The organism is Burkholderia sp. MSMB1826 (assembly GCF_001526325.1).
In the GTDB taxonomy this organism is placed as follows: Bacteria; Pseudomonadota; Gammaproteobacteria; order Burkholderiales; family Burkholderiaceae; genus Burkholderia.
Genome location: NZ_LOYN01000018.1, coordinates 81,505 through 104,947, shown reverse-complemented (window position 1 = coordinate 104,947; position 23,443 = coordinate 81,505). Strand labels below are relative to the sequence as shown.

General features: G+C 65.8%; 24 protein-coding genes. 11 read left to right on the top strand and 13 right to left on the bottom strand.

Features of this window, described 5'->3' with window-relative positions; all coding sequences use genetic code 11:
- Nucleotides 1-5: 5 nt before the first annotated feature.
- From WS95_RS10850 to WS95_RS33110, 6 genes are all read left to right on the top strand, one after another.
- Complete coding sequence (locus tag WS95_RS10850) at nt 6-251, top strand: 4Fe-4S dicluster domain-containing protein (protein WP_059780882.1); 246 nt, start codon at nt 6-8, stop codon at nt 249-251.
- Nucleotides 252-385: 134 nt separating this feature from the next.
- Nucleotides 386-1,381: a HEAT repeat domain-containing protein gene (locus WS95_RS10845; RefSeq protein WP_059823788.1), complete on the top strand. Its 996-nt coding sequence runs from the start codon at nt 386-388 to the stop codon at nt 1,379-1,381.
- Nucleotides 1,378-1,656: a gamma-butyrobetaine hydroxylase-like domain-containing protein gene (locus WS95_RS10840; protein ID WP_059780877.1), complete on the top strand. Its 279-nt coding sequence runs from the start codon at nt 1,378-1,380 to the stop codon at nt 1,654-1,656. The genes WS95_RS10845 and WS95_RS10840 overlap by 4 nt, the downstream gene beginning before the upstream one ends.
- On the top strand, nt 1,610-2,647 hold the full coding sequence (locus WS95_RS10835) for an NAD(P)-dependent oxidoreductase (RefSeq protein ID WP_373557154.1): 1,038 nt from the start codon (nt 1,610-1,612) through the stop codon (nt 2,645-2,647). Before WS95_RS10840 ends, WS95_RS10835 begins: the two co-directional genes overlap by 47 nt.
- 43 nt (nt 2,648-2,690) lie before the next feature.
- Complete coding sequence (locus WS95_RS10830) at nt 2,691-3,170, top strand: NUDIX hydrolase (RefSeq protein ID WP_082746898.1); 480 nt, start codon at nt 2,691-2,693, stop codon at nt 3,168-3,170.
- Nucleotides 3,171-3,264: 94 nt separating this feature from the next.
- Nucleotides 3,265-3,714 carry an acetyltransferase gene (locus WS95_RS33110; protein WP_082746897.1) on the top strand — a complete coding sequence of 150 codons (450 nt, stop codon included), beginning with the start codon at nt 3,265-3,267 and terminating at the stop codon, nt 3,712-3,714.
- Nucleotides 3,715-3,798: 84 nt separating this feature from the next.
- Here WS95_RS33110 and WS95_RS10820 read toward each other — a convergent pair whose 3' ends face one another.
- Nucleotides 3,799-4,383, bottom strand: coding sequence for a 2'-5' RNA ligase family protein (locus WS95_RS10820; protein WP_059823780.1), 585 nt, complete (start codon nt 4,381-4,383; stop codon nt 3,799-3,801).
- Nucleotides 4,384-4,537: 154 nt separating this feature from the next.
- On the opposite strand from WS95_RS10820, the gene WS95_RS10815 reads away from it, so the two are divergent.
- Nucleotides 4,538-5,155, top strand: a complete 618-nt coding sequence (locus WS95_RS10815) for a 3'-5' exonuclease (protein WP_034207592.1) — start codon at nt 4,538-4,540, stop codon at nt 5,153-5,155.
- Between the two features lie 25 nt (nt 5,156-5,180).
- Here the strand turns inward: WS95_RS10815 and WS95_RS10810 are convergent, their stop codons facing one another.
- The 7 genes from WS95_RS10810 to WS95_RS10780 all read right to left on the bottom strand — a co-directional run bounded on the left by WS95_RS10810 (nt 5,181) and on the right by WS95_RS10780 (nt 14,607).
- Nucleotides 5,181-7,883 (bottom strand): AAA domain-containing protein, encoded by a 2,703-nt coding sequence (locus tag WS95_RS10810; protein ID WP_059823779.1) that lies wholly within the window; start codon nt 7,881-7,883, stop codon nt 5,181-5,183.
- Between the two features lie 305 nt (nt 7,884-8,188).
- The gene (locus tag WS95_RS10805; protein WP_059823874.1) at nt 8,189-8,806 is read right to left on the bottom strand and encodes a 2'-5' RNA ligase family protein; all 618 of its coding nucleotides are present in this window, start codon (nt 8,804-8,806) and stop codon (nt 8,189-8,191) included.
- Nucleotides 8,807-8,940: 134 nt separating this feature from the next.
- Entirely contained in the window at nt 8,941-10,560 is a 1,620-nt protein-coding gene (gene guaA / locus WS95_RS10800; RefSeq protein WP_059505925.1) for a glutamine-hydrolyzing GMP synthase, read from the bottom strand.
- A gap of 107 nt (nt 10,561-10,667) precedes the next feature.
- Complete coding sequence (locus tag WS95_RS10795) at nt 10,668-11,267, bottom strand: hypothetical protein (RefSeq protein WP_059823777.1); 600 nt, start codon at nt 11,265-11,267, stop codon at nt 10,668-10,670.
- 6 nt (nt 11,268-11,273) lie between these two features.
- A complete protein-coding gene (gene guaB, locus WS95_RS10790) occupies nt 11,274-12,734 on the bottom strand; it encodes an IMP dehydrogenase (RefSeq protein WP_034207642.1) in 1,461 nt (486 codons plus the stop codon).
- A gap of 277 nt (nt 12,735-13,011) precedes the next feature.
- Nucleotides 13,012-13,815, bottom strand: coding sequence for a DUF2182 domain-containing protein (locus WS95_RS10785; RefSeq protein WP_059823776.1), 804 nt, complete (start codon nt 13,813-13,815; stop codon nt 13,012-13,014).
- 27 nt (nt 13,816-13,842) lie between these two features.
- Nucleotides 13,843-14,607, bottom strand: coding sequence for a DUF899 domain-containing protein (locus WS95_RS10780; protein ID WP_059780860.1), 765 nt, complete (start codon nt 14,605-14,607; stop codon nt 13,843-13,845).
- 114 nt (nt 14,608-14,721) lie between these two features.
- On the opposite strand from WS95_RS10780, the gene WS95_RS10775 reads away from it, so the two are divergent.
- From WS95_RS10775 to WS95_RS10765, 3 genes are all read left to right on the top strand, one after another.
- Nucleotides 14,722-15,942 carry a hypothetical protein gene (locus WS95_RS10775; RefSeq protein WP_059823774.1) on the top strand — a complete coding sequence of 407 codons (1,221 nt, stop codon included), beginning with the start codon at nt 14,722-14,724 and terminating at the stop codon, nt 15,940-15,942.
- A 31-nt stretch (nt 15,943-15,973) separates the two neighbouring features.
- The gene (locus WS95_RS10770; protein ID WP_059823872.1) at nt 15,974-16,660 is read left to right on the top strand and encodes a Vgb family protein; all 687 of its coding nucleotides are present in this window, start codon (nt 15,974-15,976) and stop codon (nt 16,658-16,660) included.
- 122 nt (nt 16,661-16,782) lie between these two features.
- A complete protein-coding gene (locus tag WS95_RS10765) occupies nt 16,783-17,748 on the top strand; it encodes a DMT family transporter (RefSeq protein ID WP_059780857.1) in 966 nt (321 codons plus the stop codon).
- A 42-nt stretch (nt 17,749-17,790) separates the two neighbouring features.
- On the opposite strand, the gene WS95_RS10760 is transcribed toward WS95_RS10765, so the two are convergent.
- Together WS95_RS10760 and WS95_RS10755 are read right to left on the bottom strand one after the other, a co-directional pair.
- Nucleotides 17,791-18,114, bottom strand: coding sequence for an RnfH family protein (locus tag WS95_RS10760; RefSeq protein WP_050012887.1), 324 nt, complete (start codon nt 18,112-18,114; stop codon nt 17,791-17,793).
- A gap of 4 nt (nt 18,115-18,118) precedes the next feature.
- Nucleotides 18,119-18,556 carry a type II toxin-antitoxin system RatA family toxin gene (locus WS95_RS10755; protein WP_034188832.1) on the bottom strand — a complete coding sequence of 146 codons (438 nt, stop codon included), beginning with the start codon at nt 18,554-18,556 and terminating at the stop codon, nt 18,119-18,121.
- 99 nt (nt 18,557-18,655) lie between these two features.
- On the opposite strand from WS95_RS10755, the gene smpB reads away from it, so the two are divergent.
- Entirely contained in the window at nt 18,656-19,102 is a 447-nt protein-coding gene (gene smpB / locus WS95_RS10750) for an SsrA-binding protein SmpB (RefSeq protein ID WP_034181129.1), read from the top strand.
- A gap of 271 nt (nt 19,103-19,373) precedes the next feature.
- Here the strand turns inward: smpB and WS95_RS10745 are convergent, their stop codons facing one another.
- The 3 genes from WS95_RS10745 to ppsA all read right to left on the bottom strand — a co-directional run bounded on the left by WS95_RS10745 (nt 19,374) and on the right by ppsA (nt 23,386).
- Nucleotides 19,374-20,309: an SPFH domain-containing protein gene (locus tag WS95_RS10745; RefSeq protein ID WP_034207649.1), complete on the bottom strand. Its 936-nt coding sequence runs from the start codon at nt 20,307-20,309 to the stop codon at nt 19,374-19,376.
- A 32-nt stretch (nt 20,310-20,341) separates the two neighbouring features.
- A complete protein-coding gene (locus WS95_RS10740) occupies nt 20,342-20,776 on the bottom strand; it encodes an NfeD family protein (protein ID WP_059823772.1) in 435 nt (144 codons plus the stop codon).
- A 210-nt stretch (nt 20,777-20,986) separates the two neighbouring features.
- Entirely contained in the window at nt 20,987-23,386 is a 2,400-nt protein-coding gene (gene ppsA, locus WS95_RS10735; protein ID WP_034207651.1) for a phosphoenolpyruvate synthase, read from the bottom strand.
- Nucleotides 23,387-23,443 lie beyond the last annotated feature (57 nt).

The following is a 23,443-nucleotide window of genomic DNA, read 5'->3' as shown; positions in this document are numbered from 1 at the left end:
TTGCCATGCCCCATACCCCGCACGACATCTTCCAGCGCAGCAGCGCGCCCGTGACGATCGACGAGACGCTGTGCATCGCCGACAAGGGCTGCACCGTCTGCGTCGACGTGTGCCCGCTCGACCTGCTCGCGATCGACGTCACCAAGGGCAAGGCGTACATGCAGTTCGACGAATGCTGGTACTGCATGCCGTGCGAACGCGACTGCCCGACCGGCGCGGTCAAGGTCGACATCCCTTACCTGCTGCGCTGACACGGCGCGCCACCCGCATCGACGACAGGACGATCGAGCCGGCGTGCGTCGACATCGAGCGCCGCTGTCCCGCGCTGTTGCGCGACGCCGCCTGAGCGCGCGTACTGGCCCACTCACCGCACCGACTTTTCGCCATGACCGCTTCTTCCCCCGCTTTCCCGCTGCCCGGCATGCCGTCCGCCGATCATGCGGCGCTCGTCGCGCGCCTCGCCGCGGCCGATGCGTCGGTGCGTCGCATCGCGTTGCTCGACCTCGCCGATCTCGAGGCGCCCGAACTCGTGCCGTCGTTCGTCGCGGCGCTGCGCGACGACCCGTCGGCCGACGTGCGCAGCGAGGCCGCACGCGTGCTCGATGCGTGGGAGCAACCCGATGTCGTCGACGCGCTGTGCCATGCGCTGCTCGATCCGGACGACGGCGTGCGCGCAACGGCCGCGCAAAGCCTGTCCGAACTGAAGGACGCGGCGTCGGGCGGCGTACTGTGCCGATGGGCCGACCGGCCCGAGCCGTTCGTGCGCACCGCCGTGCTGCGCGGCTTGCGCGAATTGCGCGACCCCGACGCGTTCGCGCCCGCACTGCGCGCGCTCGACGCGAGCGCCGCTGCCGTACGCACGGAGGCGGTCGTCGTGCTCGGCTGGCTCAAGGACGGCCGCGCGCTGCCGCCGCTCGCCCGCGTCGCGACCGCAGACGCCGATGCCGACGTGCGGCGCGCCGCGGTCGGCGCGATCGGGTTTGCAGCGGCCGGCGATACCGCCGTCGTCACCGCGTTGCTCGCGGCGCTGCGCGACGTCGAATGGCAGGTGCGCGAGGAAGCGGCCGCCACGCTCGGCAAGCTGCGCGTCGCCGTTGCGCGCGACCCGCTCGTCGCCGCGCTCGACGACGATTACTGGCAAGTGCGCGTGCGCGCCGTCCGCGCGCTCGGCCAATTGCGCGATGCGGCCGCGGCACCGGCCGTCGTCGCGCTGCTCGCGCATGCGATCAGCAATCTGCGCAAGGAAGCCGCCCTCGCGCTCGGCGAATTGCGCGACCGGGCGACGCTGCCCGCGCTGCACGACGCGCTCGACGATCGCGACCCCGAAGTCCGCAAGGCCGTGCGGATCGCGATCGGACAGATCGACGAGGCGTCGCGATGATTACGCCGATCGAAATCGCACTCGATCGCCCGGCACGCGCACTGACGCTGTCCTGGCCTGACGGCTCGGCGCAACGCATCGACTTTGCGCGGTTGCGTAGCGATTGCCCGTGTGCGGAATGCCGCAAGATCCGGCTCGACGGCGGCCGCATCGACGCGCGGCCGGACCTGACGCTGGACGGCGTGGAACCGCTCGGCTACGGCGTACGCTTCCTGTTCGGCGACGGCCATGCACGCGGCATTTATCCGTGGCCGTACCTGGCGGAGATCGCGTAGCGGCGACGACGCGGCTGTCGCGGTCGAGCGGGCTGGATGGCAGGCATGCGAAAACGCTGCGATACTGACGCCCACGATCGCCGCCACCTACCGTGGGAGCAGCACCATGCAAACCCCAGTCGGATTCATCGGCCTCGGCGTGATGGGCACGCCGATGGCGCTCAATCTCGCGCGGGCCGGCACGCCGCTCGTCGTGTGGAGCCGTTCGCACGGCAACGACGATGCGCTGCGCGACGCCGGCGCGCGCGTGGCCAAGGACATCGACGACATATTCGTGTCCTGTCGCACCGTGATCCTGATGCTCGCGAACGACGCGGCGATCGATGCCGTCCTCGCGCGCGGCACGCCCGGCTTTGCCGCGCGGGCCGGCGGGCACACGATCGTCAACATGGGTACGAATGCGCCCGAATACTCGCGTGCGCTCGCCGACGCCATCGCCGCCGCGTCGGGCCGCTACGTCGAGGCGCCGGTATCGGGCTCGCGCAAGCCGGCCGAAGCCGGCCAGCTCGTCGTGATGCTGGCCGGTGCACCCGACGACGTCGATGCCGTCCGCGCGCTCGTGAAGCCGCTGTGCCGCGACAGTTTCGTGTGCGGCGACGTGCCGGCGGCGCTGACGATGAAGCTCGCCGTCAACCTGTTCCTGATCACGATGGTCACCGGTCTCGCCGAAGCCACGCATTTCGCGCAGCGTCACGGTATCGACCTCGCGCGCTTCGCCGACGTGCTGAACGCCGGCCCGATGGCGAGCGACGTGTCGCGCGTGAAGCTCGGCAAGCTCGTCGCGGAAGATTTCGCGGTGCAGGCCGCGATCACCGACGTGCTGAAGAACGCGCGCCTCGTCGCCGAATCCGCGCGGGGCATCGGCATCGCGTCGCCGCTGCTCGACATCTGCCACGCGCTTTACGGCGAAACCGAGCAGGCCGGGCATGGCGCGGCCGACATGGTCGCCGTGATCCGCGCGATCGAACGGCGTACCGGGAACGTACGATGAGCCGCGTGCACGCTCACGCGTTCGTTCGAACCAACGGATACGCATGACCCCGCCCCCAACCGGCCACGCAGCTTCCTTGCGCCCCGTTCCCGCCGTGATCGGCATCGTGCTGCGCGAACGCGACGTGCTCCTCGTGCGCCGCGCGAACCCGCCCGACGCGGGCTGCTGGGGCTTCCCCGGCGGCAAGATCGAGCCGGGCGAGCCGCTCGCGGATGCGGTCGTGCGCGAGATCGCGGAAGAGACGACGGTCGACGTGGCTGCGCTCGACGCCTTTACCGCGCTGGACGCGTTCGATTACGATGCGCACGGCGCCGTGCGCCAGCATTTCATCCTGGTCGCAGTGCTGTGCAGATGGCTGCGCGGCACGCCGGCCGCCGGCGACGATGCGCTCGACGCACGCTGGTTCGACATCGACGAACTCGAGCGCGACGATTTGCCGATGAGCGCGGGCGTGCGCGACGTCGCGCGACGGGCGATCGAGCGGGCCGCGGTGTTGGGCAACGCGCGTCCGCCATTCGCCTGACGCTTCGCTGCCGCTTGCGTATCGGCGCGATGCGTTCGCTCCGTCACGGCGCCGACAACCTGTCGAGCGCCGCCGAATCACAACCTATCAAACCATGATCAGAATTCGACCATCTACCCAGGCCGATAGCACACGCGTACTGGATATCTGGCGCAACGCCGTCGACGCCACCCATCACTTCCTGAGCGACGACGATCGTCGTGCGATCGAATCCGAAGTCGCCGCGTTTCTGCCGAGCGCACCGCTCGATCTGGCCGTCGACGAGAACGATCGCCCGATCGGCTTCATGCTGCTCGACGGCAGTCACATGGAGGCGCTGTTCGTCGATCCTGAACACCATGGCACGGGAGTCGGGCGGCGGCTGGTCGAAGAAGCACTCGAGCGCCATCCCGACCTGTCGACCGACGTCAACGAACAGAACGAAGCGGCGGCGGGGTTTTATGAGCGGCTCGGATTCGAGCGCTGCGGGAGGTCGGAGGTGGATGGACAGGGGCGGCCTTATCCGCTGATTCATCTTCGTTATCGCGGGAGTGGTCGGGACTGAGCCGGAGTCCGGGCAGGAACGGGACACGGCACCGGCCCGGGCCGGACGCGCTGAAACGACACCGCCCTTGCGGTATCGCGATTATCACGAGGAGTCGCCGGTCGTCAGCGGCCAGCGCCCCAACACGTCGTAGTGCGACTTGCCGAGCCAGCTATCGATCAGGACGAAGTCGAACACGGTCCAGGTAATCGGCTCGATCCGATACTCATCGGGCCTCCGTGCGCCATACAGCAGCGTCACGTGCGGGGTGAAACCCGAAGGAAAAACGCGCACGCCTGCCCGTTTCAGCGCCTCTCGCAACTGCCGCCGAAAATCGATCAAGCCGTCCAGACCGGCCCGCCCCATCAGCACCAGCGGCTGATGACCGGGACGCCCGTTGAAACTGACGATCTTGTCGAACGTCACGGAGAAAGACGGCGCGTCCATGCGGTCCGCCACCGCACGTGCCCGTACAAGGGTAGCGCCCGGCACGTAAGCGAAGTCGCCGAGCGAGCCCAACGTGATGTGCAGACGCTCGGTGCCCACCAGGCTGTCCTTCTTTAGCCGCATGCTTTCGGCAAGGCCGGCAATGCGCACCGCCGTGACCAGGTCCGGCAGCACGGCGAAAAAGAAGCGGTGCACGGGAGCCGGCGGCGGCGCATCGAATCCGGGTAACGTCAGTTGAGTCACGGCAGCATGTCCGACTGGCGTGGAGCGGAATTTTCATTATCGTCAATCGAACGCCGGCCCGCTCGCCGATCGATGAATCCGCCGTTCGCGAGCACGGAGATGCTACCCTCTCGGCCAAACTCGACACCCTCTGATGAAGCATCCGAACTCAACCATGCAAACCGTCGCGGTACTGGACTTCGAAACAACCGGGCTGTCGCCGAATATGGGCGACCGTGCGACCGAAATTGCCGTCATCCTGCTGCGCGACGGGCAAATCGTCGACCGTTTCCAGAGTTTGATGAATGCAGGCAGACGCATCCCGTCGGATGTCGTTGCGCTCACCGGCATCACCAACGACATGATCGCGGCGGCGCCACCGGCGTCCGAGGTCATGAAGGAAGCGGCGGCGTTCGTCGGCAAGCATGCGGTCGTCGCCCACAACGCCGGTTTCGACAAACGCTTCTGGCAGTCGGAACTGGGGATGCTCGGCATGTCGGCCGACCATGCGTTTGCGTGCACGATGCTGGTGGCGAGACGGATCTACCCGGACGCCAGGAGTCACCGCCTGTCGAGCCTGGCCGAGATGCTGCGGTTGCCGCAGACGGGCCGTGCGCACCGCGCGATGGTCGATGCCGAGATGGCTGGGCATCTGTGGTGCCGGTTGCAGCAGGATATCTCGCGGACTTACGGGCTGGACCGGATCGATCACGCGCTGATGTCGCGGGTTCAGGCGACGACCAAGGCGAAGGTGCCGATGTATCTGCGGTCGCTCGGGCGGGCGTGTGCGTGACCGCCCGACGACAACGCGGGCCATATCACGCGGTCTCAGTGCCGCTTGCCCACTGGGTCAAAAACGCTGCGACCTTTTCTTCGATATGACTTTCAACAGTCTGCAGTCGGAGCAAGGGGATCTCGCTTTTCCTCAGAATGCTGTCTTTCAGCATGTCCCGTTCAATTTGTTGCGCCATGCTGTGCGATCCGCCATCTACTTCTATCACACCCAACGGCGTTTTTCCTACCTTGAAATACAGCACGAAATCACAACTCGCACGATTCTTCATGAAATCCCGCTCCCGTGACGTCAGGGTGCCGTTCGTCAAGGAGACCAACTGAATCAAGGCAATCTGCGAGTGGAACGTCATCGCCCGATAAGCGTCGTCGGACAACACTTCACGCAGTATCTGCGCGACGATCTGTTCTGACTTGTATCGAGAATCAGCTGGACGCAGCCTGGCGTTGAGCCGCTCGAGTGACGCGTCATATTCCTTGTAGAGCAGGTCGAAAGCCGACACAACTGGAGCACGATGGATCTGCCTTTCGTGGGCGTAGTACTCGATATGGCGAATCAGTGCCGCGATATGTCCGTTGATTGGAGCAAAGACGTCATCTCCCGTCACCAACGTAAATTTGTGCTTTGCTCTCGATACTGCCACATTGACCAAGTGCGGATCATCGACGAAGCCCAGGCTTTGTCGGCTCCGGTACTTCTTGTCCAGCACCGTGGAAAAGACAATCTCGTCGCACTCCCTGCCTTGAAACTTGTGTACCGTATCTTTGACAAAATCGGCCGGTAAATGCTCGCGAGACAGCGCGATCTGCGCGTTGTACGGGGCGATGAACCCCCTGCGCTGCTCGTTGTCCCACTCGCTCCTCCCATCCCATTTGAGCGTCTCGAGCAGAGAATCCAGTTCGCGTCGATTCGCATTGTTGCGAGTGTGATTTCCCTTGGCCGTGACGAGCAGTTCCAGTGAACGCTCGCCTCCGTCGCGCGTCATCGGTACGAGCTGATTGTCATAGAACTGCTGATTGCAGAACTGGATGATTCTGGGATGACAACGGTAATGCTCCTTCAGGAGCGTCATCGGTATCGCATCCTTGAACACGCCGACGCACGAATCGAGCAGACTGTATTTGTCACAATCGTAGAAATCGCCAGGTGAAGCGATGCCAAGCTTCTGCGGGATATGCGGGAGCTGTTTCCTGTCGCCGACGATGATTAGATTTCTGGCGCAGCCCAGCGCCAGTATCCCGGGGACGATATCTTGCTGCGACGCCTCGTCGATGATCACATAGTCGAGAATCGCGCCACCAACCGAATTGACAATGGAATGTGTGCCGCTACCGATGACCGGGAAGCGCCGTACAAACGCATCGAAGTTCCTGCTGTAATTTTTTGCATCGAACGATTCTTGCCGCGAGATATGCTGGTGAAGATGGTACTTGAGATGAGCCATCGATCCCGCGACCAGCTCGTCCAGCAATGCATCGAAGTTGCCCGTCACCAGCGTTTCTCGATGGGCAGCCAATGCCGATTGCTTCTCCTGCAGCGCCTTTTCGTAGTAATGCTTCTGCAACGCGTAAATCACTGATTTGCGCTTTTCCCAGTCATCAAATGGCTTCGCCCGAAAGATTCCAAAATTGAGCAGCAGCTCGAGCCTGTCCTTGAGCCGGATACGATTCTCGGCAAGATAGGTCAGATACGCCATCAGGTCCGACGATTTTCGTGGAGACAGTTTGTACTTGCCCAGAGAAACCGGCATCGCCACCGAGTTCTCGTGCTGCCACTCCAGCAGGTAGTTCAGCTCTACGGTGAGCTCATCGACCTCGGCCTGCAGGCGCGCCACGGTGTTCTGAATATATAAATGTTGCTTCAGCTTCTGCAGGACCGCTTGGATCTCATCCATCGCAGGAGCTGGCGCGGGCGGCTCCGACGGCAAGACGGGAATATCGACAAAGAAATCGTCACGATTTGCCGCCCGGCCCAGCTTGGCAACCACATAATCCAGCCCGACCCTGTTCAGTTTTTCATAGACGTTTTCAACGGCAGCATTGTTGTTGGACAGGATAGCGACCGTGTTCCCCCGTAATAGAATATTGGCCAGAATGTTCAAGATGGTTTGCGTCTTTCCCGTGCCGGGCGGCCCTTCTATCAGGCTGATTTGCGAGGCGAAAGCTTGCTCCACCGCCTTGAGCTGACTCTCGTTGACACCAAAAGGGTAAATAAAGTCCCCTCCTTGTGCCCGCATCTGGTGTCGTGCCGTGCAATACGCGAGCAACGCCGTGTCTTCATGAGGAGCCAGCCTCTCCAACTGGCGCACCACGTTGTCGGCGATCGGTTTGTCCTCCGGGCTCGCTTGTTCGGCTCGGGCCTTTGCCACGGCAACGAAATAACGGAATACCGGTTCATCCTTGATTTTTGTCGTGTGGGCGAGATCAATATCGTGAGCGTTCATGACGTAAATCTTTCGGCTCCCCGGATAGTAGACGGCAGCGTATTTCCCGCCATAAATCACCACCTTGTCGACGACGCTGAATTGCACCCCTCCTTTCTTTGACAGGAGCCTGTCTTGGACTATTTCAGTCGGTTCGATTCTGCAATTGCTGAGCGGACTATGAAAAGATTTTCCGGACGGGAAGTGACAAGTCAACATCAACTCCTCCCTGTCGGCACCCCACCATATCGTCCAGTCTTTGATCTGCCTGGTTCTTTCTTCGCCGTTCACCCAGATTGAAACCATATGCCCCTTATGCGAAATTTATTCAAAGCATAAAAATTCAGATGTTCCATTCTAAACGACACTCGACTACAACGATCCGGCAACAGGGCGAAACGTTCGTCAATGCAGTTTGATCGCAATGATCAAATGAACTGTTATTGATAAATCGTCGCTCGAAAACAGCGGGATATGTGCGCCGTCAGATGCGTACTGCGTCCAGAAACAGGGCGAACTGCCCCGACCTCACCCCACCACGGAATCGCGGTCTTTCGTCTGCCGTTCAGGGCACGACTCTATCCATCGCAGGATTGCAAATCGTGAACGATTCAGTCTTTCGCGACCTGGCCCGTCAACGGCCAACGCCCGATAACGTCGTAATGCGTCTTGCCGAGCCAGCTGCGGATCAGGACGAATTCGTTCACTGTCCAGGTGATCGGCTCCAGGTCGCACCGACTGAATTTTCCATCGCCGTACAGCAACGTGAGATGCGGCGTGAAACGCGTTTCCGAAATACGCAGACGGGCTCCTCTGAGAGCGTCGACAAGGCGGCGCTGAAACATGACCAACGCGTCCAGGCCGTCGCTCCCCGTCAGCACGAAAGGCCGATGACCCGGTCGCCCGTTGAAGCGGAACATCTGATCAAACGTCACACCGAACGGCGCCACATCGATAGTTGCTGCGGCGAAACATGCCCGCTCGACAATCACCTCCGGCACATGCACGAAGTCGCCCAAGCTGTACAACGTGACATGCAGACGCTCAGCGTCGAGCGAGCGACCGCTGATCCGCACATCGGAGCCCAGACGCGCGCGCTGCTCGGTCATGCGCGTAGCGGTGCCCGGGTCGGGCATCACGGCAAAGAAAAGACGATGCTCCGGCATCAATCGAGTTGCCTCGAATCCAGGCAGCGTCAGCTGCGGCACCTCAGCATAGCCGGTTTGCATGAATAGGTCCTCCAGTATCGTCAACCGAATTCGACCGCCAACAACACAAACAACAACGCCCGGCAGGTATCCCCGCCGGGCGTCCGCATCATCCGATGCCGCTATCAGTCATCGCGACACACCTCGACGCCGTATCACTCCCACTCGATCGTCGCCGGCGGCTTCCCCGAGATGTCGTACACGACCCGGTTGATCCCGCGCACTTCGTTGATGATCCGGTTCGACGCGCGGCCGAGCAGTGCATACGGCAGGTGCGCCCAGTGTGCGGTCATGAAGTCGGTCGTCTGCACCGCGCGCAGCGACGTCACGTAGTCGTACGTCCGCCCATCGCCCATCACGCCGACCGACTTCACCGGCAGGAACACCGCGAACGCCTGGCTCGTCAGGTCGTACCACGTCTTGCCGACGTCGGCCTCGCCGCACAGGCCGGCAGCCGCGTCCTGCGCGGTGGCCGTCGTGCCGCGCAACTCCTCGATGAAGATCGCGTCCGCACGGCGCAGCAGGTCCGCGTACTCGCGCTTCACTTCGCCGAGAATCCGCACGCCGAGGCCCGGGCCCGGGAACGGGTGGCGGTACACCATCTCCGGCGGCAAGCCGAGCGCGACGCCCAGCTCGCGCACTTCGTCCTTGAACAAGTCGCGCAGCGGCTCGAGCAGCTTCAGGCCGAGCGTCTCCGGCAGGCCACCGACGTTGTGGTGGCTCTTGATCGTCGTCGCCTTCTTCGTCTTCGTGCCGCCCGATTCGACCACGTCCGGGTAGATCGTGCCCTGCGCGAGCCACTTCGCCTTCGACAGCTTCTTCGCCTCGGCCTGGAACACCTCGACGAACTCGCGGCCGATGATCTTGCGCTTCGCTTCCGGATCGGTCACGCCGGCCAGGTGGCCGAGGAACTGGTCGGACGCATCGACGTGCACGACCTTCGCATGCAGGCGGCCCTCGAACATGTCCAGCACCATCTTGCCTTCGTTCAGGCGCAGCAGGCCGTGATCGACGAACACGCACGTCAGCTGATCGCCGATCGCACGATGGATCAGCGCGGCCGCGACGCTCGAATCGACGCCGCCCGACAGGCCGAGAATCACTTCCTCGTCGCCGACCTGCTCGCGGATCTTCGCGACGGCTTCCTCGATGTGGTTCTTCATGATCCAGTCGGGCTTCGCGCCGGCGATCTGCAGCACGAAGCGTTCGAGGATCTGGCGGCCCTTCACCGTGTGCGTGACTTCCGGATGGAACTGCACCGCGTAGTAGCCGCGCGCCTCGTCGGCCATGCCGGCGATCGGGCAGCTCGGCGTCGACGCCATCAGCGCGAAGCCCGGCGGCAGCTCGGCCACCTTGTCGCCGTGGCTCATCCAGACCTTCAGCATCCCGTGGCCTTCGGCCGTCGTGAAATCCTCGATACCGTCGAGCAGGCGCGTATGGCCGTGTGCACGCATTTCCGCGTAGCCGAATTCACGATGGTCGCTCCACTCGACCTTGCCGCCGAGCTGCACGGCCATCGTCTGCATCCCGTAGCAGATGCCGAGCACCGGCACGCCGAGCTCCCACACGGCCTGCGGCGCGCGCAGCTGATGGTCTTCGTACGTGCTCGCGTGGCTGCCCGACAGGATCACCGCCTTCGGCGCGAACTCGCGGACGAAGTCGTCGGACACGTCGTTCGGATGGATTTCGCAGTAGACGTGCGCTTCACGCACGCGCCGTGCAATCAGTTGGGTGACTTGCGAACCGAAGTCGAGAATCAGGATTTTGTCGTGCATGGCTGCGGACGGGATGAAGAGAATAAGAAAAGCAGCGCATCGAGCGCTGCGTCAAAAGCATGGTCGGCGGCGTCGGGCGGCAGGCGGCACGCGCGACGCATCGCCGGTCAATCCTGCGACGGCGGGCGCGCGTCGAACGCGACGCTGCCTGATGCGCGGTCGGACGCAGCCGACGGGGTCGCCGCAGCCGGCGCCGCAGGCGCCACCGGACGGCCGACGACCGGCTCGACCCGCGGCTGCGCTGCGGAGGCCGGCGCCGGTTCGACCGGACGCTGCGCGCTCCGGCCTTCGAGCGCCTGCACTTTCTCGCGCCGGCGCACGGCCGATGCGAGCCGCACGCCGCCGAGGCCGAGCACGATCAGCGCGACTCCGGCCACGGCCGACAGCACCCGGCCGGCGGCCGCGAGCGCGGGCCCGCTGCCGGTGCCGATCGACCACACGACCGTCAGCACGCCGGTCAGCCAGTACACGTGGCCGACCGACCGCGCGACGGGCGCCGTGAGGTCGCCGTTGAACGCCGCATGAAACGCGAGCCACGCGAGCCCGAGCAGCGCGATACCGAACGCCTGGCCGAGCATCGCCGGCTCGATGTTCGCCAGTTGCAGCGCGTTGAACAGCGCCTGCCAGGGCGTCAGCACGAACAGCACGCCGAACGCCAGCAGCAGCACGGCATCGACGATCAGCACGGCTCGCAGCAGCGGTTTCATCGGCGATCAGTCCACGTGATAGTTGGGCGCTTCCTTCGTGATCTGCACGTCGTGCACGTGCGACTCGCGCATGCCCGCCGCGGTGATCTGGACGAATTCGGCCTTCTCGTGCAGTTCGTCGATCGTGCGGCAGCCGCAGTAGCCCATGCTGGCGCGCACGCCGCCGACCAGCTGGAACAGGATCGCGTTGACCGAACCCTTGTACGCGACGCGGCCTTCGATGCCTTCCGGCACGAGCTTGTCGATGTTCGCCGAGTTGTCCTGGAAGTAGCGGTCCGCCGCGCCGTCCTTCATCGCGCCGACCGAACCCATGCCGCGATACGACTTGTACTGGCGGCCCTGATACAGGAACACGTCGCCCGGCGCCTCTTCGGTGCCCGCGAACATGCTGCCCATCATCACCGCGTTCGCGCCGGCCGCGAGGGCCTTCGACACGTCGCCCGAGAAACGCACGCCGCCGTCGGCGATGCACGGCACGCCGGTGCCCTTCAGCGCTTCGGCGACGTTCGCGATCGCGCTGATCTGCGGCACACCGACACCCGCGACGATCCGCGTCGTGCAGATCGAGCCCGGGCCGATACCGACCTTGACCGCGTCCGCGCCGTACTCGACCAGCGCCTTCGCGGCGGCGGCCGTCGCGATGTTGCCGCCGATCACCTCGACGTGCGGGAAGTTCTGCTTGACCCAGCGAACGCGCTCGAGCACGCCCTTGCTGTGACCGTGCGCGGTATCGACGACGATCACGTCGACGCCGGCCTGCACCAGCAGCTCGACGCGCTCCTCGTTGTCCGGACCGACGCCGACCGCCGCGCCTGCGCGCAGCTTGCCGTGTTCGTCCTTGCACGCGTCAGGGTGCTCGGTCTGCTTCGTGATGTCCTTGACGGTCATCAGGCCGCGCAGCTCGAACGCGTCGTTGACGACCAGCACGCGCTCGAGGCGGTGGCTGTGCATCAGCGCCTTCGCTTCGGCGAGCGGCGTGCCTTCCTTGACCGTGACGAGGCGCTCGCGCGGCGTCATGATCGACTTGACCGGCTCGTCGAGGCGCGTTTCGAAGCGCAGGTCGCGGTTCGTGACGATGCCGACGAGCTGCGGGCCTTCGACGACCGGGAAGCCCGAGATGCCATGCTGGCGCGACAGCGCGATCACGTCGCGCACCTTCATTTGCGGCGGGACCGTGATCGGGTCGCGGACGACGCCCGACTCGAAACGCTTGACCTTCGCGACTTCGCGGGCCTGTTCGGCCGGCGTGAGGTTCTTGTGGACGATACCGACGCCACCCTGCTGCGCCATCGCGATCGCGAGGCGACCTTCGGTGACCGTGTCCATCGCGGCGGACACGAGCGGCATGTTCAGGGAGATGTTGCGGGTCAGCTTGGTCTTGAGGCTGGTGTCGCGCGGGAGAACGTCGGAGAAGGCGGGAACGAGGAGCACGTCATCGAAAGTGAGTGCTTTTTGGATCAGACGCATGGCAAATCCTATGGGCGCAAAAGCGAATTATACGCGAAGCGCTGCGAATTTTCACAACACGAACAACGGCTTAGGCGGTTTCGCCCGTTCGGGGGCCGAATCGTTCGGATCGCCGTTCGGTTCGTTTTCGATCGCTTTTCGTTTCATCGCCGCATCGAGCCATTCGCGCAAACGCGGCCGGGCGGCAAGCGCCCGTGTCGCGGCGGGGCCACACGGCCGCGGCGGCAGCGGCCGCGCACGGCCCGGCGCCCCGCCGAAGCGGCTGGCCTGCCGCGCGTCACGCCAGCCCGGCCGCGCGGACGATCATCGCCACGCCGCCCGCCACCGCCGCGCAACCGACGATCCGCGCGACGCGTTCGCCGGCCGGCGCCACGCGTTCGGCGGCGATCGCCACCGTCACCGCGGCCATCACGCGCAGATCCATCATGCCGGCCGCCAGCGCGACCGCCATCAGGTTCCCGCAACACGCGCCGCATCGGGTGGCAGCGCGCACGCCGTACCGCCATGCCGTGACCGGCGCCGCCCGCGGCCAGGGCGCGTGCGCCGCCGCGTGCCGGCAGCACGCCAGCCGGCGCGCCTTCCAGCCGGAGAATTGCAACGCGCCCGCGGCCGCCACAACGGCGCCGGCCGCGAAGGGCATCGCACGGGCGAGCGCCGGGAGCCGGGCGCCGGCCGTCGTCAGTGCGGCGCCGGCCGGAAACACGAGCGCCCCGAGCGCCATCCAGACCGAGAAATATCCCGCCCCCACGACGACGACGAGCCAGGCCGACCGCGCCGTCCGCGGACCGATGCGCTGCCAGTCATGCCAGAGCTGCGGCGCGAGCACGGGCAGCATCATCGTCACCGTCATCGCGCCCCACATTCCGACGAACGCCGCGAATGCGCGCCCGGCGCCCCGGCCGCACGGCCGCAGCCAGACGGCCGAGGCCACCCAGCCGCCGGACATCGGTTCGCCGCCCATCGCGGCCATCGACGCGTGCTGCGCCAGCGTCGCCATCGCGGCGACCACGAACACGGCCACGGCCGCCGCGCCGAATGCCCGCGGATCGGCTGCCGCGTCGCCGGTTGTCGGCCGCGTCATCGCGCGCTCCCGCTCGCAGCCGGCCGCTCAGCCCCGCGCGTACTCGTCGTGACGGCGCCACCACGGGCCGGCCTCGTTGCGGCCGCGCGGCGCGCGATCGAGCCACTGGTACATCCCCCACAATCCGTCGAGGCCGCGCGCGTAGGTCGAATACGTGTGATAGACGGCGCCGTCCTCGCGCACGAACGCACTCATCCCCGGCCGGTCGAGCGAATACGTGGCCGCGTCGGTGCCGCACGTGGCCGCGAACTGCACGACGGGCGCCGGCGGCGGATCCATGTCCATCGCGTGAGCGGCCCGCGCATAGTTGTATTCGATGTCGCCCGCGCGCTGCTGCGTTTCGGTGAACGACACGTTGAAGTCGAAGTTGAAATCGCTGCCGACCGACGACGCCCACGGAAACGTCCATCCCATCCGCTGTCGGTAGGCGAGCAGTTTCGCGAGCGGCGCGCGCGACACGGCCGCGAGCGTCACGTCGTGATGCGCCAGATGCACGGCGAAGCCGTCGAAGCCGTCGGCGAGCGCCGAGCACGACGGGCAGCCGGCCTTGTAGTCGGGGCCGAACATGAAGTGATAGACGAGCAATTGCGAACGGCCGCCGAACAGGTCGTCGAGCGTCGCCTGCCCTGCTTCGGTATCGAACCGGTAGGTCTTGTCGACGCGCACCCACGGCAGCGCCTGGCGCCGCCGCGCGAGTTCGTCGCTTTGCCGCGTCAGCGCCTTTTCCGCGTCGAGCAGCGCGCGGCGTTCGGCCAGCCATTCGTCGCGGGTTCCGGTGAGATGGGTCGTCATTGCGGGTTCCTCCTTCCGATGGGTATCCGGGCACGGCGTACGGGGCCGTGTGCGTGGTGCTAGATTAGTGCCGGGCATCGGACCGGAGGGAGTGACAAGTGTGTCGGGATTCGAATGGATTCGCTGATCACCGCGGCCGCGCGCGCGCTCGCCGCCGGTGACGCGCTCGGTGCGCTGAACCGCGTCGCGCTGCGCGACGATGCGCCGGCGCTCGCGCTGCGCGGCATCGCGCTCGCGCAGCTCGGCGATTTCGACCGTGCACGGGCGCTCGTGCGCGGCGCCGCCCGTGCGTTCGGCGCGAAGGAAGCGGTCGCACGGGCGCGCTGCGTCGTCGCGGAAGCCGAGATCGCGCTCGCGTCGCGCGACCTGCACTGGCCCGCGCGTGCGCTCGATGCGGCCTGCGCGACGCTCGATGCGCACGGCGACCGCGCGAACGCCGCGCATGCCCGCTACCTCGGCGTGCGCCGGTTGCTGCTGATCGGCCATCTCGACGAGGCCGAGCGGCTGCTCGCGCATCTCGATCCCACGCCGCTGCCGCCCGCCTCGCGCGCCGCCCATGAACTGATCGCGGCCGGTATCGCGATGCGCCGCATTCGCACGCACGCGGCCCGTGCGGCGCTTGCCCGGGCGCGAACGGCCGCCCACGCCGCCGGCATCGCCGCGCTGGCGGCCGAGGTCGACACCGCCGCGCGCGTGCTCGACGCACCGGCCGCGCGGCTCATCGCGCGCGGCACGTCGCGGCTCGTGCCGCTCGACGAAGTCGAGACGCTGTTCGAGTCGAATGCGCTCGTCGTCGACGCGTGCCGCCACACGGTGCGCGATGCGCGCACGACCGTGTCCCTCGCGCGGCGTCCGGTGCTGTTCGTGCTCGCCCGTGCGCTCGGCGAGGCATGGCCGGCCGACGTGTCGAGAAATGCGCTCGTCGCCGCCGCGTTCCGCGCGAAACAGGCCGACGAATCGCATCGCGCGCGGCTGCGTGTCGAGATGGGCCGGCTGCGCGCGGTGCTGCGCCCGCTCGCGAACGTCGTCGCGACGCCGCGCGGCTTCGCGCTCGAGCCGCTCGGCGTGCGCGAGACCGTCGTCCTCGCGCGCCCGGTCGACGATCGCCATGCGGCCGTGCTCGCGCTCCTCGCCGACGGCGAAGCGTGGTCGAGCTCCGCGTTGGCGCTCGCACTTGGCGCCAGCCAGCGCACCGTGCAGCGCGCGCTCGATGCGCTCGCGGAAACCGGCAAGGTACAGGCGCTCGGGCGCGGACGCGCGCGCCGCTGGCTGACGCCGCCGCTGCCCGGATTCGCGACGACCTTGTTACTCCCGGTCGCGTTGCCGGGCGATTAGGATGGCCTCATCGAACGACGAGGTGACGAACATGAAACGCTCCGCTGCAGACATCCTTCGCGAGTACGGCCCGTTTCCGGGCGTCGACGGCGTACACGGCGTCACGTTCGACGGGCAGCACGTGTGGTATGCGTCCGGCGACAAGCTGAATGCGCTCGACCCCGAGCGCGGCACGACCGTCCGTTCGCTCGACGTCGCCGCGCACGCGGGCACCGCGTTCGACGGCCGCCATCTGTTCCAGATCGTCGAGGACCGCATCGCGAAGATCGACCCCGAATCGGGCCGCGTGCTCGCGACGATTCCGGCGCCCGGCGGCGGCGCCGATTCGGGGCTCGCATGGGCGGAAGGCACGCTGTGGGTCGGCCAGTACCGCGAACGCAAGATTCATCAGGTGGATCCGCAATCGGGCGCCGTGCTGCGCACGATCGAATCGAACCGCTTCGTCACCGGCGTGACTTGGGTCGACGGCGAGCTGTGGCACGGCACGTGGGAAGCCGACCAGAGCGACTTGCGGCGCATCGATCCGCGCACGGGCCAGGTGCTCGAGCAGATCGACATGCCGGCCGGCGTCGGCGTCTCGGGGCTCGAATCCGACGGTCACGACCGCTTCTACTGCGGCGGCGGCAACAGCGGCAAGCTGCGCGCCGTGCGCCGCCCGGCGCGCACGCGTGCCGCCACCGACGGCACGCAGGCGCCACCCGATCCGGCAGAAGATTGATGCGCCGCCCGTCGAAGCCGTTCGACGCGCCGCGCCCCGCCCCGAGTGCAGGAATGAACAAGACGCCGCCGCGACGGCCTCGCTAAGATGCGCGCACCTCGGTCATTTGTTCGGAGCGGTCGATGCAGCGCGGCGTGGTGTACGGTGTCCTGGCAGGCGCCCTGTGGGGCATGGTGTTTCTCGTTCCGCGGCTGCTGACCGATTTCTCGCCGTTGCTGCTGAGCGCCGGCCGCTACGCGATGTACGGCCTCGTGTCGCTCGCGGCCGCGTTGCCCGCCGCCCGCTCGCTGCTCGCGCGGCTGACCCGCGAGGATCTCGCCGCCCTGGTGAAGCTCGCCATCGTCGGCAACGTCGCGTATTACATGCTGCTGTCCGGCGCCGTGCACCTGATCGGCATCGCGCCGAGTTCGCTGATCGTCGGCGTGCTGCCCGTGACCGTCACGCTCGCGGGCCTCGGCGACCATGGCGCCGTGCCGCTGCGGCGGCTCGCCGCCCCGCTCGCGCTGGTGATCGCGGGCATCGTCTGCATCAACGTCGACCTGTTCACGTCCGAAGCCGCGCACGCCACGACGCTGGCCCAGAAACTCGCGGGCATCGCGTGCGCGGCGGGCGCGCTCGCGAGCTGGACTTGGTACGCGGTGGCGAATGCACGCTACCTGCAACGTCATCACCGCTTCGGCGGCAACGAATGGTCGGTGCTGTGGGGTGTCGTGACGGGCCTGCTCGGCGGGCTCTGCTGGCTGGCGATCCTCGCGCTGCCGGCCGGCATGGTGCAGCCGGCCGTCCCGGCGTCGCGCTGGCAGTTGTTCTGGCTGCTGAACCTCGTGCTCGCGATCGGCGCATCGTGGCTCGGCAACGGGCTGTGGAATGCCGCGTCGAAGCGGCTGCCGCTCACGCTGTCGGGTCAGCTGATCGTGTTCGAAACCGTGTTCGCGATGCTGTACGCGTTCGTGTACGACCGGCGGATGCCGCACGCGCTCGAGATCGCCGCACTCGTGCTGCTGCTCGCCGGTGTATACGGCTCGGTGCGACGGCACGGCGACACGCCGGGCAGCGCGCCGGCAAACGCAAACGCCGCGGCCCACTGAGCGCCGCGGCGTTCGATCAGACCAATCGGGGCGAACGACGCGTCAGCGCGCGTCCTTGTGCATCCACTTGCGGCCCTCGATCGAGCCGTCGCGGCGAGATTTGTCGACGCGCCGCTGGCGCGCGAGCTTCGGATCGACGATCAGCGGACGGTAGATCTCGACGCGGTCGTGATCGACGAGCGGCGCGTCGAGCGGCGCGAGCTTGCCGTAGACGCCCGTCTTCGCGTGTGCGAGATCGATCTCCGGATGCAGCGCGAGCACGCCGCTCGCGTCGATTGCCGAGCGCACGGTCGCGCCTTCGGGCAGCGACAGCGGAATCAGCGTCTGGCGGTCCGGCAGTGCGTAGCAGACTTCGATCGACAGCATCGCGTCACCCCTTTCCGTAGCGCTGGTCCGCGCGCTTCACGAACGAATCGACGAACGTGTTCGCGATGTGGCTGAACACCGGCCCGATGATCTTCTCGAGCAGGATGCTCGAGAACTCGTAATGCAGCGCGAATTCGATCTTGCACGCATCGGCGCGCAGCGCCGTGAAACGCCACGAGCCCGTGAACTTCTTGAACGGGCCGTCCGTGAACTCCATGTCGATCCGCGTCGGGCGCTGCTGCGTGTTGCGCGTCGCGAAATGCTGCTTGATGCCCTTGAAGTTGATGTCGATGCGCGCTTCCATCCCGCTCTCGTCCTGACGGCGAATCTCGACACCGCCGCACCAGGGCAGGAAATTGGGGTAGTCGGCCACGTCGGTGACGAGGTCGAACATCTGTTCCGCCGAATGACGGATCAATACGGTTTTCTGGACATCTGCCATAAATCGCGCGGCATCGCTCAAAGTAGGAACGCCAAGCCGGGCGATTCTCGCCCCGCTTTGCTAAAATCGTGATTTTAAACGACTTGGCCCGATCCTTTCATGAGCATCATCGACAACAGGAAAGCGCACTTCGATTACCACATCGAGGAACGCTACGAGGCGGGGCTCGTGCTCGAAGGCTGGGAAGTCAAGGCGCTGCGCGCCGGGCGCGGCCAGATCAAGGAAGGCTACGTCGTGGTGAAGAACGCCGAGATCTTCCTGATCGGCACCCATATCAGCCCGCTGCCCGAAGCCTCGACGCACATCAAGCCCGACCCGGTTCGCACGCGCAAGCTGCTGCTGCACCGCGAGGAAATCAAGAAGCTGATCGGCAAGGTCGAGCAGCGCGGCTACACGCTCGTGCCGCTGAACTTCCACTACAAGGGCGGTCGCGTGAAGTGCGACATCGCGCTCGCGAAGGGCAAGAAGCTGCACGACAAGCGCGAAACCGAAAAGAAACGCGACTGGGAACGCGAGAAGGCGCGCATCATGCGCGCCGGCGCCTGACGCTCGCGACGCTCATCGCCAACGACACGGCCCGCTCGAAGCGGGCCGTGTTGCATTGTGTCGTGCAATGCGTGTGAGCGCCGGCCGGACCGCCGCTCACTACGCCGGGTGAATCGCTGCGTCGCGCTCCGGCCATGCATACGCGGCTACGCTGAAGCTGCGCGACGATTCGCCGCATGCCCGCGCACCTCTTCAGCACATGCGCGGCGCAATCCCGTCGCACAGCCTCTCCTACGCTGCATCGCGGGCACGCTAACTACGCGCGTCACGTTCAGCCCTTCGCGCCCGCGGCCGCCCCCGCGCTCTTGACGATCGTCAGCGCCGACGAGATCGCGGTGCCGAGATCCGCCAGGTTCGACGGCACGATCAGCGTGTTGCCCTGCTTCGCGAGATTCGAGAACGCGCCGACATACTGCTCGGCGACCTTCAGGTTCACCGCGTCCATCCCGCCTTGCGACTGAATCGCGGTCGCGATTTTCTGGATCGCCTGCGCGTTCGCCTCGGCCACCGCCAGAATCGCGGCGGCTTCGCCCTGCGCCTGGTTGATCGCGGCCTGCCGCTCGCCTTCGGACTTCTGGATCGCGGCTTCGCGCGCCCCCGACGCGAGGTTGATCTGTTCCTGCTTGCGGCCTTCGGATGCGGCAATCAGCGCACGCTTTTCACGCTCCGCGGTGATCTGCGCCTGCATGGCGTGCAGGATCTCCTTCGGCGGCGTCAGGTCCTTGATCTCGTAGCGCAGCACTTTCACGCCCCAGTTCGCCGCGGCGTCGTCGAGCGCCGACACGATGCTGTGGTTGATGAAATCGCGCTCCTCGAAGGTCTTGTCGAGCTCGAGCTTGCCGATCACCGAGCGCAGCATCGTCTGCGACAACTGCGTGATCGCGAGCACGAAGTTGCTCGACCCGTACGACGCCTTCATCGGATCCATCACCTGAAAATACAGCACGCCGTCGACCTGCAACTGCGTGTTGTCGCGCGTGATGCAGACCTGGCTCGGCACGTCGAGCGGAATTTCCTTCAGCACGTGCCGGTACGCGATGCGATCGACGAACGGCAGCACGATATTGAGACCGGGCGACAGCGTCGCGTGATAGCGCCCGAAGCGCTCGAGCACCCATGCATGCTGCTGCGGCACGATCTTCACCGTCTTCGACACGATCACGATCGCGATGACGAGCAGGACAACCCAGATGATCAGCGAATCCATGAATATTTCCTCCTTGTTGTATCAGCGGACGATCAGCCCGCGGGTTTCGCCACGACCACGAGGCGGTTGCCGCGCACGGCGCTCACCTGGTACACGTGCGCATCGTCGCGCTCGCCGTGCGCGAGCTCGACGTCCCAGTCGGCGCCGCGATACCGTACGCGCGCGCGGCCGTCATGCCACGCATCGACCGTAACGGTCGAGCCGATATCGAGATTGACGTCGGGATTCGTCGACGTGTCGCGCTTCTGCTTGCGGCCGAGCCCCGAACGACGCAGCACGATCATCGCGACGATCGCGACCACGGCCGCCGCGCCGAACTGCACGTGCGGCGCGAAACCGGCCAGTTGCAACGCCCCGCCCGCGAGAAAGCCGAGCGCGATCATCAACAGGTAGAACGTGCCCGTCAGCAATTCGGCGACGACCAGCACGCCGACTCCGACCCACCAGAACAGATGCCCCGACATCATTGTGGTCTCCCGAAAAACGTCCCCGATGCTCACTATATTCGCTGCGCGCGCGGCTGTGCGCAGCGGCCGGTGCGCTTGAGATGGCCCCATGCGTACCGACGAAAAAAAACACCCCGGTGCTTACCGGGGTGTTTATAGCACGAACCTTGCATTTTGCCTTCAACGAAAGCGCGGCGGACCGCACTTTCGCCGAGGTTGCATGACCGACCGTTACTTCCGGTTGGCGAGCGCCTGCCACGTATCGATGATCGTGTCGGGGTTCAGCGAGATCGACACGATGCCTTCGTCGGTCAGCCATTGCGCGAAGTCCGGGTGATCGGACGGGCCCTGGCCGCAGATACCGACGTACTTGCCCATCTTGCGGCAAGTATCGATCGCACGCTTGAGCAGGAACTTGACGGCCGGGTCGCGCTCGTCGAAGTCGACTGCCAGCAGTTCCATGCCCGAATCGCGGTCGAGGCCGAGCGTGAGCTGCGTGAGGTCGTTCGAGCCGATCGAGAAGCCGTCGAAGTGTTCCAGGAACTCTTCGGCGAGGATCGCGTTGGTCGGGACTTCGCACATCATCACGAGGCGCAGGCCGTTTTCGCCGCGCTTCAGCCCGAACTTCTCGAGCAGGCCGACGACGCGCTCCGCCTGCTTCACGGTCCGCACGAACGGCACCATGATCTCGACGTTGGTCAGGCCCATTTCGTCGCGCACGCGCTTCAGTGCACGGCATTCCATCTCGAACGCCTGCGCGAAATCGTCGGCGATGTAGCGCGACGCGCCGCGGAAGCCCAGCATCGGGTTTTCCTCGTCCGGCTCGTAACGCGAACCGCCGATCAGCTTCTTGTACTCGTTCGACTTGAAGTCGGACAGACGCACGATCACGGGCTTCGGATAGAACGCCGCCGCGATCGTCGCGACGCCTTCCGTCAGCTTGTCGACGTAGAACTGACGCGGCGACGCATGGCCGCGCGCCACGCTCTCGACCGCCTTCTTCAGGTCCTGGTCGATGTTCGGGTACTCGAGAATCGCCTTCGGGTGAACGCCGATGTTGTTGTTGATGATGAACTCGAGACGCGCGAGGCCCACGCCGGCGTTCGGCAGTTGCGAGAAGTCGAACGCGAGCTGCGGGTTGCCGACGTTCATCATGATCTTGACCGGGATTTCCGGCAGTTCGCCGCGCTGCACTTCCGTGACTTCCGTCTCGAGCAGCCCGTCGTAGATCTTGCCTTCGTCGCCTTCCGCGCACGACACGGTGACGAGCGCGCCGTCCTTCAGGATGTCGGTCGCATCGCCGCAGCCGACGACGGCCGGCACGCCGAGCTCGCGCGCGATGATCGCCGCGTGGCAGGTGCGGCCGCCGCGGTTCGTGACGATCGCCGCTGCACGCTTCATCACCGGTTCCCAGTTCGGGTCGGTCATGTCGGCCACCAGCACGTCGCCCGGCTGCACGCGTTCCATTTCCGACGGATCCTGGATCACGCGCACGGGGCCCGCGCCGATCTTCTGGCCGATCGCACGCCCCGTCGCCAGCACCTGCGATTGGCCCTTCAGCTTGAAGCGCTGCTCGGCCTTGCCGGTTGCCTGGCTCTTCACCGTTTCCGGACGCGCCTGCAGGATGAAGATCTTGCCGTCGCGGCCGTCCTTGCCCCACTCGATGTCCATCGGACGCTGGTAGTGCTTCTCGATGATCACCGCGTACTTCGCGAGCTCGATCACGTCGTCGTCGGTGATCGAGTAGCGGTTGCGCTGCTCGTGCGGCACGTCGACCGTCTTCACGCGGCCCGGCTCGCCCGGCTGCGTGAATTCCATCTTGATCAGCTTCGAGCCGATCGAGCGGCGGATGATCGGGTACTTGTCCTGCGCGAGCGTCGTCTTGAACACGTAGAACTCGTCCGGGTTCACCGCGCCCTGCACGACGGTTTCGCCCAGGCCGTAGCTCGACGTGATGAACACGGCGTCCTTGAAGCCCGATTCGGTGTCGATCGTGAACATCACGCCGGCGGCGCCGACGTCCGAGCGGACCATGCGCTGCACACCGGCCGACAGCGCGACTTCGGCGTGCGTGAAGCCCTTGTGCACGCGGTACGAGATCGCGCGGTCGTTGTACAGCGACGCGAACACGTGCTTCATGCGGTCGAGCACGTCGTCGATGCCGACGACGTTCAGATACGACTCCTGCTGGCCGGCGAACGATGCATCGGGCAGGTCTTCCGCGGTCGCGGACGAGCGCACGGCGAACGACAGTTCGCTCGGCGAGCCGTTCTTCAGCACTTCGAACTGCGCGCGAATTTCCTGCTCGAGGCGCGGCTGCAGCGGCGCGTCGACGATCCACTTGCGGATTTCGGCGCCGGCTTCGGCGAGCGCCTTCACGTCGTCGATGTCGAGCGACTCGAGACGCTTGGCGATCCGGTCGGTCAGGTCGTTGTGCTTGAGGAAATCGCGGAATGCGAGCGCGGTCGTGGCGAAACCGGTGGGAACGCGAACGCCTGCTTCGGAAAGCTGGCTGATCATCTCGCCGAGCGACGCATTCTTGCCGCCCACGATCTCCACATCGGTCATCCGCAACTGCTCGAACGGAATTACATACGCCTGGTCCTTTGCGACGTTTGCTGCGTTAGTCATACAAGCCCCTAAGTGTGAAAAAAATGCTCGATCGCGCAAGTGGGCTCGAACGCGGGC

Coding starts and splice junctions, on each gene's coding strand:
- WS95_RS10850 (WP_059780882.1), top strand. CDS start 6: ATGCCCCATACCCCGCACGACATCTTCCAGCGCAGCAGCGCGCCCGTG.
- WS95_RS10845 (WP_059823788.1), top strand. CDS start 386: ATGACCGCTTCTTCCCCCGCTTTCCCGCTGCCCGGCATGCCGTCCGCC.
- WS95_RS10840 (WP_059780877.1), top strand. CDS start 1,378: ATGATTACGCCGATCGAAATCGCACTCGATCGCCCGGCACGCGCACTG.
- WS95_RS10835 (WP_373557154.1), top strand. CDS start 1,610: ATGCACGCGGCATTTATCCGTGGCCGTACCTGGCGGAGATCGCGTAGC.
- WS95_RS10830 (WP_082746898.1), top strand. CDS start 2,691: ATGACCCCGCCCCCAACCGGCCACGCAGCTTCCTTGCGCCCCGTTCCC.
- WS95_RS33110 (WP_082746897.1), top strand. CDS start 3,265: ATGATCAGAATTCGACCATCTACCCAGGCCGATAGCACACGCGTACTG.
- WS95_RS10815 (WP_034207592.1), top strand. CDS start 4,538: ATGCAAACCGTCGCGGTACTGGACTTCGAAACAACCGGGCTGTCGCCG.
- WS95_RS10810 (WP_059823779.1), bottom strand. CDS start 7,883: ATGGTTTCAATCTGGGTGAACGGCGAAGAAAGAACCAGGCAGATCAAA.
- WS95_RS10805 (WP_059823874.1), bottom strand. CDS start 8,806: ATGCAAACCGGCTATGCTGAGGTGCCGCAGCTGACGCTGCCTGGATTC.
- guaA (WP_059505925.1), bottom strand. CDS start 10,560: ATGCACGACAAAATCCTGATTCTCGACTTCGGTTCGCAAGTCACCCAA.
- WS95_RS10795 (WP_059823777.1), bottom strand. CDS start 11,267: ATGAAACCGCTGCTGCGAGCCGTGCTGATCGTCGATGCCGTGCTGCTG.
- guaB (WP_034207642.1), bottom strand. CDS start 12,734: ATGCGTCTGATCCAAAAAGCACTCACTTTCGATGACGTGCTCCTCGTT.
- WS95_RS10785 (WP_059823776.1), bottom strand. CDS start 13,815: ATGACGCGGCCGACAACCGGCGACGCGGCAGCCGATCCGCGGGCATTC.
- WS95_RS10780 (WP_059780860.1), bottom strand. CDS start 14,607: ATGACGACCCATCTCACCGGAACCCGCGACGAATGGCTGGCCGAACGC.
- WS95_RS10775 (WP_059823774.1), top strand. CDS start 14,722: ATGGATTCGCTGATCACCGCGGCCGCGCGCGCGCTCGCCGCCGGTGAC.
- WS95_RS10770 (WP_059823872.1), top strand. CDS start 15,974: ATGAAACGCTCCGCTGCAGACATCCTTCGCGAGTACGGCCCGTTTCCG.
- WS95_RS10765 (WP_059780857.1), top strand. CDS start 16,783: ATGCAGCGCGGCGTGGTGTACGGTGTCCTGGCAGGCGCCCTGTGGGGC.
- WS95_RS10760 (WP_050012887.1), bottom strand. CDS start 18,114: ATGCTGTCGATCGAAGTCTGCTACGCACTGCCGGACCGCCAGACGCTG.
- WS95_RS10755 (WP_034188832.1), bottom strand. CDS start 18,556: ATGGCAGATGTCCAGAAAACCGTATTGATCCGTCATTCGGCGGAACAG.
- smpB (WP_034181129.1), top strand. CDS start 18,656: ATGAGCATCATCGACAACAGGAAAGCGCACTTCGATTACCACATCGAG.
- WS95_RS10745 (WP_034207649.1), bottom strand. CDS start 20,309: ATGGATTCGCTGATCATCTGGGTTGTCCTGCTCGTCATCGCGATCGTG.
- WS95_RS10740 (WP_059823772.1), bottom strand. CDS start 20,776: ATGATGTCGGGGCATCTGTTCTGGTGGGTCGGAGTCGGCGTGCTGGTC.
- ppsA (WP_034207651.1), bottom strand. CDS start 23,386: ATGACTAACGCAGCAAACGTCGCAAAGGACCAGGCGTATGTAATTCCG.